Raw genomic sequence first — 9,154 nt, 5'->3', positions numbered from 1 at the left:
CACGACCACCTCCAAGATCAGATCTTGGGGACAGTCTGCTGGCCGATGGGCAACAGGTCGACTACCTGGTCAAGCCTCCGTGACGTGCCACTAGAAGAACAGTGGGAGCTGGCTCTGCTCAGGAACGGTGGCGCGCCGCAGAGCGACGGCATCCACACCGAAAACCTCAGGGATGCGATCGATGAAGCGGTAGGCGCGGCTGCCACCTGCTTCGAGCGAGTAACGATGCTGGGCCCCGAGAAGGTTGAAGAGGCGGCATACGATCTGCTGAATGCCCTCTACAGCTTGCGCACCCCCGCCTGGAACATGAGTGGAACCACCAGGGGCGCCAGCGCTACGCACGACGCTTGGACCAGTGCCCGTCGTTCGACGGATGACGCAAGGCCAGAATTCGTAACTGCTGTGCGAGACGTTTTGCAGCGCCCGCCGAAACCGCACGCCTGACCCCAGACGCGAAGATGCCCCCGCCACCCAGAAGGGCGACGGGGGCTCAGTCACTCGTCTTCGTCCACGGGTGACAGGTCGGGCGGTGCGATGCCGTCTGAGATGGCCTCCGGAAAGCGTGGGTTACGGAAGGTCAGAGCTCTCGCGAGCTCCTGAACGGTGCCTGGCACCCCACCGCCACTCCTTCACTTTTCGATCACAACTGCGTCACTAAGGGAACATGTGGCTCCCCCCGCCTACGCGGCCCTATACGGTCATCTCTTCATGAACCACCCTTGGGGGGACAACTTGAACACCCGCATACTCGTCGCCGCGCTCAGCTGTCTGGCCGCCCTGGCACTGACTGGCTGCGACCCAGCCACCACAAGCCAGCAGCCCGCTACTCCGCCTCCGTCCGTCACTGCCTCGGACGCGACCGCGCCGGAAAAGGACAACAAGCCTGTAGAGCGCGCGACGGTCTCAAACTTCGTCGGTATGGGCCTGCAGTCCGCACAGGACAAGGCGCAGGCCGACGGCTTCTATCTCCTGACGTCCCACGACAGTGCCGGTCGCGACCGCATGCAGGCATTCGACCGCAACTGGAAGGTCTGCTCCCAGAACTACGCGCCAGGGAAGAATGTCCCGGTCGACACCAAACTCGACTTCGGAGCGGTGAAGCTTGAGGAGTCCTGCCCGTCCAAGGACGAGAAGGAGCCTGCTCCGGCCGGGAACACCATGCCCAACTTCGTTGGGAAGTCCGTCAAGGCGGCGCGAGGAGCCCTCGATTCGAGCACATCGATCACGGTCACTGACGCCAGCGAGGACCGGATGGTCCTGATGGAGAGCAACTGGAAGATCTGCACCCAGGGCCCGAAGCCTGGAGCCGCACTCAACGGGCAACCCGTTGAGTTCACCGCGGTTAAGTTCGACGAGTCCTGCCCGTAGGCAGCAGGAAACCCCCTCCCGCCGAAGCGGGAGGGGCTCGGTCACTCGGGTTCGTCGACGGCCGACGGAATATCGGGCTCAAGCAAGAGCCCCTCATACTGCGGCACCGGCTGATCCTCGGTGAGCCCAAGGTCGACGAGCGTCTCCATGTCCGGGGCACTGTCGTCGACGCGCCGTGGTATCGGACGCGGCGGGATATCGACCATCAGCCAAGCCTCCTGTACATCGCGGTTGCTGTGAGGGCGCCGAGCCCAAGGAGGCCCTTGCGCGCGCCCGGCGACGGATCGGCCGCACCGTCGCGGCGGCACACCAGCGCGTCCGGGTCGGACGGCGGGGGCTGAAGCGAGTAGCCGTCCGGGCACGTCTGCCCGTCCCGCCCGTCCTTCCCGTTCGCGCCGTCTCGGCCAGCGGCACCAGGCTGTCGAAGTGGCTCTCGCCCACTTTGATGAGGACGAGCAGAAGGTGGACGTGTTCCTCGTGGGGGTTGCCGTCGACTTCACCCTGTACGGACTCGACGATCGGCAGCGAGACGAGGATGTTCCACGCCCCGGCCGCCTCCATCCGCTGCAGCAGGGCCACGGCATCCTCGCGCGGCATGTGCTCAAGCACGTCCCCGTAGATGACGAGGTCGCGGTGAAGAAGGTGATCCTCAGCTTCGCGCGCGTCCTCGACGTGGATCTCGTCGTACAAGTCGCGAGTATTCGCCGACTTGAGCTTGTACTTGGCGATGTACGGCTTGTGGATCTCGATGGCCGTCCACCAGATGCCCTTGTGGGCGGGCCGGAAGAGCCGGGCGTAGGTGCCTTCGCCGGGCCCAATGTCGGTGACAGTGTTCGGCAGGTGCCGTTCGAAGAGACGGAGGGACCAGTCCTTGCCCTCGGCTTCGCTGGTGGGCATGGCATCCTCTCAAAGCTGAAGTAGTGACAAGGCTTACTCGGCCAGGGCAACTTGATCGACCAGCCGAGTACATCTGGTCCAGTAGAGGCCGAAGACAGAGGGGGCAGCCATGTGGGACGCCGTGGCAGCAATAAGTGGTCTCGTCAGCGCCGTCGTTGTGATCGTCGCCTGTGTGTATGCGGCTAACCAGCTGCGAGAGACCCGGGAGGCTCGCGCCCTGAGCTCACTCCTGTCGATCCATCAGGAATACCAGGCGCCAGCGCTGAGAAGGACGCGCCGTCTCATCCGGGACAGCCGCCTTGACGTGACCAGCATCCAAGACGAAGAAAGACATGGCCTCGATGACCTTCTGCAGAAACTTGAGCTGGTGGCATTCCTCTCAAGTCGCAAGCTGGTTCAACTTGAGGACGTTGTTGCTCTCTTCCCAAGCATTCCGCTGATCGTGTCTGAGATCAGGCCGTACATCGATCAGCGCAGGCTTACCAACCCCACATACGCCGAGCATACGTTGACGCTCGCGAGCAAGTACCCGTGACACATGTCAAGCGGCATTCGTGGCTTCGGGTAGCGGGGGCGCTTCTCCAGGGGTGATGAGTTGTCACGTCTATTCGTCGCGCTCAGCCTTGTTCAACTCGACGATGGCTTTGACCCGCCCGACGAGCCGGCCGATGGCGAGGACGAGTGCGGTGGGGGCGCCGAGCGCGATGGCGAGCGCGACGGGGTCGGCGTACCCAGACGCCCACATAACGAGCGAACCGCTCCCGCCGACGAGGAGGGATGCCATGCCGTCGGACAGCATCAGGGCGCTGGCGTCGGTGGCCTTCTGGCTCATCGGGGGTCGGCCGGGCTGGGGTACGGGCGGTGCAGTGCCGACCAGCGGGAGCGGGGTGGTGTCACGGAACGACGTCGGTGCGATGTCGTTGATGGCGGCCATGAGGCGTTCGGCCTGGTCGTAGTCGGTGGTCGGTGCAGTTGGACGCTCGGGAGTCGGTCGTGTCAGTCTCGAAGTGGCTGGAGCACGCGGACCCTGCGATCACCCTTCGGGTGTACGCGCACTTCATGCCCGAGGCCGACGGCCGGGGGCGTCGCGCCATGAACGCGTGGTTCGCAGGGTCCGATTCCGAAAAGATCTCCCCAGAAACTCCCCAGGTCCGGAACCAGGTGGCCGATCTGGTCCCCGATCAGGTCTCCCAACTCAAGCGGCTGGGCGGATCGAGCAGTCTTTCGCAGTCCGCTCTCTTCGCCCTGTAATCAGCGCGCTCCTGTATTTATGCAGGTCGGACCTATCCCTTGCTCGATCCCAAGGTGAGCCCCGCAATGAAGTGCCGCTGCAGCAGCAGGAAGACCACGAGCGTCGGCAGGGCGACGATCACCGAGCCCGCGGCGAGGAGGTTGTAGTCCGTGAAGAACTGCCCGCGCAGGTTGTTGAGGGCGGAGGTGATGGGCAGCTTGTCGCCGTCGGAGACGAAGACCAGGGCCCAGAGGAAGTCGTTGTACATCCAGGTGAACTGCAGCGTGCCGAGCGCGGCGAGGGCCGGGCGGCACAGCGGCAGCGTGATCCGCCAGTACTGCGTCCAGACGCCCGCGCCGTCGACGATGGCGGCTTCCAGGATCTCCTGCGGCAGGGTGCGCATGAAGTTGGCGAGGACGAAGACGCAGAAGCCGATCTGGAAGCCGATCTGGACGACGACGACGGCCCAGTACGAGTCGTACATCGTCATCGAGTCGGACATCCAGTACGGCAGCGGGATGCGGTTGAACACCACGTACAGCGGAGTCACGATCACCTGCTGGGGCAGCAGGTTCCCGGCCGTGAAGAGCATCAGCAGCACGATCCCGCCGCGCATCTTCAGCCGGGCCAGGGCGAAGGCCACGAACGAGGCGAGGAAGAGGGTGACGAGCACTCCCGGGACGGCGATGATCATGGTGTTGACGAAGTACTTCGTCATCCCGGAGTCGGCAAACGCCTGCCGGTAGTAGTCGAACGACAGATGCTTCGGCAGCGAGAAGTAACCGTACTCGGAGGTCTCGTCGTACGGTCGCAGGGAGGCGTACACCGCCAGCAGCAGCGGCGCGAGGAAGGCGAGCGAGACCGCCATCAGGAAGGCGTGCACGCCGAGCCGGCCCGGGCGGAGGCCGCGGCGCACCGCAGCGGGTGGCGGGGGCGCGGGCTGTGCGGCGGGGCGGGCGGGGGCGGTGTCGACGGTCATCGGTTCTTCTCCCCTCGGAGCTCCTGGACCAGGTACGTCACGACGAATCCGAGGGAAACGGTGAGCAGGACCACGGCGATGGCGGATCCGAAGCCGACGCGGCTCGCCTCACCGATGATGTTGTCGGTGACGAGCACCGAGAGCAGCTCGAGTCCGTTGCGGCCGTGGTTGACGGCGTACACGATGTCGAAGGCGCGCAGGGACTCGATGACGGTGATGACGCCGACGATGACGTTGACCGGCCGCAGCGTGGGGAAGACGATGCCGAAGAAGGTCTGGGCCTCGTTCGCCCCGTCGATGGCGGCCGCTTCTTTCAGCGAGGGGTCGACGGCCTTGAGCCCGGCCAAATAGAGGATCATCACATAGCCGGTGTGCCGCCACGCCGCGGCGAGCAGGACCATCCAGATGTTGAGGTCCGGGTCGCCGAGCCAGTCGGTCGGCGACCGGGTGTCCCCGATGATCGCGTTGAGGGCCCCCTGGTCGCGGGAGAAGATCAGCTGCGCGATGAAGCCGACCACGGCGAGCGACAGCACGACCGGCATGTAGAGCGTCGACTGGTAGAAGCGGCTGAACCGCACGCCCCTGTCGATGAGTACGGCGAGGAACAGCCCGAACGGCGCGGCGACGAGCCCGAGGAAGGCCAGCCAGAGCAGGTTGTGCCGGGCGGCGGGCCAGAACTGCGGGTAATTGGTGAAGAGGTTCACGTAATTCTGCGTACCGACCCAGTTGATGTCGCCGATGCCGTCCCAGCTGGTGAAGGAGAGCACGATCGAGGCGAGGGTCGGGCCCCACACGATGGCGATGTCGAGCAGGACGGGTATGCCGAGCAGCAGACCGATGACGGCGAGGTCGCGGCCGGAGAATCGCCGCGGGCCCCGCCGTTCGGTGCGCCGCTCCGAGAGGAACGACACGGTCGGTACTCCAGATTCAGTCGGAGGCGAAGATGGTCTTCTTCTGCCGCTCGATGTCATTGACCAGGCCGTCCACATCGTTCGGGTTGCTGATGAACTTCTGGATGGCGGGAATCATGACGGTCGATGCGAAGTCCGGCCGGGTGTCGCGGTCCAGGAACTGGGAGATCTGCTTGGCACCGGAGACGAGTTCCACGGCCTTCTTCTGCAGCGCCGAGTACTGGGAGATGTCCGCCTGATCGTTGACCGCGATGTTGTTGGGGTCGCTCTTGAGATAGATGTCCTCGGCCTTGCCGGTGGCCAGCCACTTCACGAGGTCCTTGGCGCTCTCCAGCGTCTTCTTGTTCTTGAGGTTCTTCGACTTCTTCGCCAGCAGGAACCCGTCGATCGGTGCCTCGACGGCGTCCTGGCCGTGCTCCGGGTTGATGACCGGGAACGGGAAGAAGTCGATGTCCTCCTGTTCGCCCTTGGGGAACTGGGCACCGGGGTGCGGCAGGCCGAAGACCGCCATGCCGGCTTCCTTCTTCTGCAGGCTGGTTGCGGCCTCCTGCCAGGTGCGGCCGTTGGCACCCTGCTGGCAGTACGGAAGGAGGCGGCGCCAGGTGTCGAAGACGTCCTTGACCCGCTTGTCCGTCCAGGCTTCCTCGCCGGCCATCAGGCTCTTGTGGAAGTCATAGCCGTTGGTCCGCATGTTGATGTAGTCGAAGGTGCCCATCGCGGGCCAGCCGTCCTTGTCGCAGAACGCGATGGGGTCGAGCTTGTCCTTCTTCATCTGCTTGGCGAGCGCCACGTACTCGTCGAGGGTCTTGGGCGCCTGGTAGCCGCGGTCGGCGAAGAGACTCTTCCGGTGGAAGACGGCCCACGGGTAGTAGTAGTACGGCGTGAGGTACTGCTTGCCGTCCTCACCGGTGGACTGGGCCTTCAGCGCGGACGAAAACCCTTCGTAGTGCTGCCAGTTGTCGCTGATGTCGTGCAGCAGTCCCTTCTTGGCGAAGAACTGCATCCGGTAGCCGGCGAACCACATGAACACGTCGTCCGGATTGCCCTGCAGGTATTTGTTGATGTTCTCCTGGAAGGTGTTGTGGTCAACGGTGTTGACCACGATCTTCCGTCCTCCGGACTGCGCCTCGTACGCCTTGAACGCGTCGGCGAAAGCCTTCTTGGGAATGGGGTCGGACGAATTCGACCCCAGATGGATCGTCTTGCCGTCACCACCGGGGCCACTGCTGCATGCCGTGAGCAGCGAGGGAAGCGTGATCGCGCCCGCGCCAACCGCCGCACCACGCAGCAGATTTCGCCGAGACATCCGATGTCCTGCCACACTGCCGGGCACGCTTGACCTGTCGTACGACGAGTGCGCCATGACCCCCTCCTCCGGGATGCAACCCAACACAACCGAACGTGCGATTGGATCCCACCCCCAAGTAGGGGTGTCGTCAAGGGTTTTGACGAGATACCGAACAACCTTTACCGCACCCCTTCCAACAGACTCCAACACGCCCTAACGTAATCGCGCGCCCTTGGCGTGCACATGTTGTCATCCGATCTGACACGAGTGTGGAGGAACGTTACGATGCGTCATCTTCCAACCCGTACGACCCGCACAAGCGGCAGAACAGTCATCGGAGCGCTGGCCGCCGGTCTGCTCTGCGCAGCGGGCGCAACCGCTCCCGCCTTCGCGGACTCACCGAGGACGACGCCTGCCGCAGCGATCAGCCCGCAGTCCGACAACGGGCTCGCGCTCACCCCACCGATGGGATTCAACAACTGGAACTCGACCCACTGCCGGGCCGAGTTCAACGAGACGATGGTCAAGGGAATCGCCGACATCTTCGTCGAGAAGGGCCTCAAGGAGGCCGGCTACCAGTACGTCAACCTCGACGACTGCTGGGCGAAGCCGCAGCGCAACGCGGACGGCAAACTGGAGGCCGACCCGGTGCGCTTCCCGCACGGCATCAAGGCCGTCGCGGACTACATCCACTCCAAGGGGCTCAAGCTCGGCATCTACACCAGCGCGGGCACGAAGACGTGCGACAGCGTCGGACTGCCGGGGGCACTCGGCCATGAGTACAGCGATGCGCAGCAGTTCGCGGACTGGGGCGTCGACTACCTCAAGTACGACAACTGCAACAACCAGGGCGTCGACGCGAAGAAGCGCTACACGACGATGCGCGAGGCACTGGAGGCCACCGGCCGTCCCATCGTGTACAGCATCTGCGAGTGGGGCCAGAACAAGCCCTGGGAGTGGGCCGCCGACGTCGGCAATCTCTGGCGCACGACGGGCGACATCAGCGACAGCTGGGGCAGCATGCTGTCGATCATGAAGCAGAACCTGCCGCTCGCCGACGCCGCGGGACCGGGGCACTGGAACGACCCCGACATGCTCGAAGTCGGCAACGGCGGAATGACGGACACCGAGTACCGCACCCACTTCTCCATGTGGTCCGTGATGGCGGCACCTCTGCTCATCGGCTCCGATCTGCGCAAGGCGACTCCGGAGACCTTCGAGATCCTCTCGAACCGGGAGGTCATCGCGGTCGATCAGGACCCGCTGGGCAAGCAGGGCGCCGTGATCTCCTCCACCGGCGGGCGCTGGGTCGTCGCCAAGGAGATGGAGGACGGCAGCCGGGTCGTGGCGCTCTTCAACGAGACCGGGTCCGCGCAGCGCATCTCGACGACCGCGAAGGAGGCGGGTCTGCCGGAGGCCGACGCCTACACGACGCGCGACCTGTGGCAGCACACGACGTACAACACGGCGGGCGGCATCTCTGCGACCGTCCCGGCGCACGGCACGGTACTGCTGCGCGTCGCCGCCGACAGCAAGTGGGCCGCCCACCCGCCGGCCGTGGAACTCGGCCTGAACGGAAGCCCGTTGGTGGAGGCCGGCCGCAGCACGCCGCTGACGACGACGGTCACCGATCTGGGCCGTACGCCTGCCAAGGACGTCTCCGCGACACTCACCGGCCCGTCGGGCTGGCAGATCGAGGCGCTGTCGCCGACCGGCACCGACGTCGTGCCCACCGGCCGTGCGCTGACCACACGCTGGCAGGTGACGCCTCCCGCGGGCACAGCCACCGGTACGTACGATCTGAAGCTCAGCGCCCAGTACCGGTCGCCGACGGGGACGCACGTGCGGTCCTCGGTGCCGTTCCAGGCGCATGTGGTGGTGGCGCCCCCGGCGGGCAACAGCTATCTGAGCGATCTGCCGCAGCTCTCCGCGTCCAACGGCTGGGGTCCGGTCGAGAAGGACACCAGCAATGGTGAGAACAAGGCCGGCGACGGCAAGCCGATGACCATCGGTGGCACCGTCTTCGCGAAGGGACTCGGGGTACACGCGGACAGCGCCGTCGAGTTCTACACGGGTGGTGCGTGCAGCGCCGTGACCGCCCAGGTCGGAGTCGACGACGAGACGGGGGCCAATGGCACGGTGTCGTTCGAGATCTGGGCGGACGGCACGAAGGTGGCATCGACCGGTGTCCTGACCAACGCGATGGCCGCGCAGCCGATCACCGCGGATGTGAGCGGCGCACAGGTGGTACGTCTGGTGGTCACCGACGGCGGGGACGGGATCAACTACGACCACGCCGACTGGGCGGACCTGCGGATCGGGTGCTGAGTCCGGCACGGATGCCGGGCGCCGTAGGAGGAGTGCCCGCCCGGTAAGAGGGCCGGGCGGGCACCGAGTACGGGCCTGGAGGCGCTTCCCGAACGGTTCCGGGCAGGGGCGCGGCCACCTGTCCCGTCCGGCTTCCGAACCTGGTTCGGAAG

At 65.3% G+C, this 9,154-nt stretch carries 11 protein-coding genes; 6 read left to right on the top strand and 5 right to left on the bottom strand.

Annotated features, from left to right (window positions below; genetic code table 11):
• Together ACFU6I_RS46565 and ACFU6I_RS46560 are read left to right on the top strand one after the other, a co-directional pair.
• Positions 1-444, top strand: a 444-nt coding sequence (locus tag ACFU6I_RS46565) for a hypothetical protein (RefSeq protein WP_384380088.1), incomplete at its 5' end; no start/stop codon positions are given.
• 264 nt (positions 445-708) lie between these two features.
• On the top strand, positions 709-1,368 hold the full coding sequence (locus tag ACFU6I_RS46560; RefSeq protein ID WP_384380091.1) for a hypothetical protein: 660 nt from the start codon (positions 709-711) through the stop codon (positions 1,366-1,368).
• 41 nt (positions 1,369-1,409) lie between these two features.
• On the opposite strand, the gene ACFU6I_RS46555 is transcribed toward ACFU6I_RS46560, so the two are convergent.
• Positions 1,410-1,574 carry a hypothetical protein gene (locus tag ACFU6I_RS46555; RefSeq protein ID WP_384380085.1) on the bottom strand — a complete coding sequence of 55 codons (165 nt, stop codon included), beginning with the start codon at positions 1,572-1,574 and terminating at the stop codon, positions 1,410-1,412.
• Positions 1,575-1,794: 220 nt separating this feature from the next.
• Here ACFU6I_RS46555 and ACFU6I_RS46550 point away from each other — a divergent pair, with 220 nt between their 5' ends.
• Both ACFU6I_RS46550 and ACFU6I_RS46545 read left to right on the top strand, forming a co-directional pair.
• On the top strand, positions 1,795-2,289 hold the full coding sequence (locus ACFU6I_RS46550) for a hypothetical protein (RefSeq protein ID WP_384380082.1): 495 nt from the start codon (positions 1,795-1,797) through the stop codon (positions 2,287-2,289).
• A gap of 85 nt (positions 2,290-2,374) precedes the next feature.
• Entirely contained in the window at positions 2,375-2,800 is a 426-nt protein-coding gene (locus tag ACFU6I_RS46545) for a hypothetical protein (RefSeq protein ID WP_384380079.1), read from the top strand.
• Positions 2,801-2,869: 69 nt separating this feature from the next.
• On the opposite strand, the gene ACFU6I_RS46540 is transcribed toward ACFU6I_RS46545, so the two are convergent.
• A complete protein-coding gene (locus ACFU6I_RS46540) occupies positions 2,870-3,199 on the bottom strand; it encodes a hypothetical protein (protein ID WP_384380077.1) in 330 nt (109 codons plus the stop codon).
• Positions 3,200-3,258: 59 nt separating this feature from the next.
• Between ACFU6I_RS46540 and ACFU6I_RS46535 the strand changes: the two genes are divergently transcribed.
• The gene (locus ACFU6I_RS46535) at positions 3,259-3,516 is read left to right on the top strand and encodes a hypothetical protein (RefSeq protein ID WP_384380074.1); all 258 of its coding nucleotides are present in this window, start codon (positions 3,259-3,261) and stop codon (positions 3,514-3,516) included.
• A gap of 32 nt (positions 3,517-3,548) precedes the next feature.
• On the opposite strand, the gene ACFU6I_RS46530 is transcribed toward ACFU6I_RS46535, so the two are convergent.
• From ACFU6I_RS46530 to ACFU6I_RS46520, 3 genes are read right to left on the bottom strand one after another with little or no spacing between them, the layout of a single operon-like run.
• On the bottom strand, positions 3,549-4,475 hold the full coding sequence (locus ACFU6I_RS46530) for a carbohydrate ABC transporter permease (protein WP_384380071.1): 927 nt from the start codon (positions 4,473-4,475) through the stop codon (positions 3,549-3,551).
• Positions 4,472-5,386, bottom strand: coding sequence for a carbohydrate ABC transporter permease (locus ACFU6I_RS46525; RefSeq protein ID WP_384380068.1), 915 nt, complete (start codon positions 5,384-5,386; stop codon positions 4,472-4,474). The genes ACFU6I_RS46530 and ACFU6I_RS46525 overlap by 4 nt, the downstream gene beginning before the upstream one ends.
• Positions 5,387-5,402: 16 nt before the next feature.
• Positions 5,403-6,692 carry an ABC transporter substrate-binding protein gene (locus ACFU6I_RS46520; RefSeq protein ID WP_345510700.1) on the bottom strand — a complete coding sequence of 430 codons (1,290 nt, stop codon included), beginning with the start codon at positions 6,690-6,692 and terminating at the stop codon, positions 5,403-5,405.
• A gap of 267 nt (positions 6,693-6,959) precedes the next feature.
• Between ACFU6I_RS46520 and ACFU6I_RS46515 the strand changes: the two genes are divergently transcribed.
• The gene (locus tag ACFU6I_RS46515; protein WP_384380064.1) at positions 6,960-9,002 is read left to right on the top strand and encodes an NPCBM/NEW2 domain-containing protein; all 2,043 of its coding nucleotides are present in this window, start codon (positions 6,960-6,962) and stop codon (positions 9,000-9,002) included.
• Positions 9,003-9,154: the final 152 nt, after the last annotated feature.

This window comes from Streptomyces sp. NPDC057486 (genome assembly GCF_042802415.1).
Classification (GTDB): Bacteria; Actinomycetota; Actinomycetes; order Streptomycetales; family Streptomycetaceae; genus Streptomyces; species Streptomyces yanii.
The sequence above is the reverse complement of the archived record's forward strand: the minus strand, read 5'-3'. Positions and strand labels throughout refer to the sequence as shown.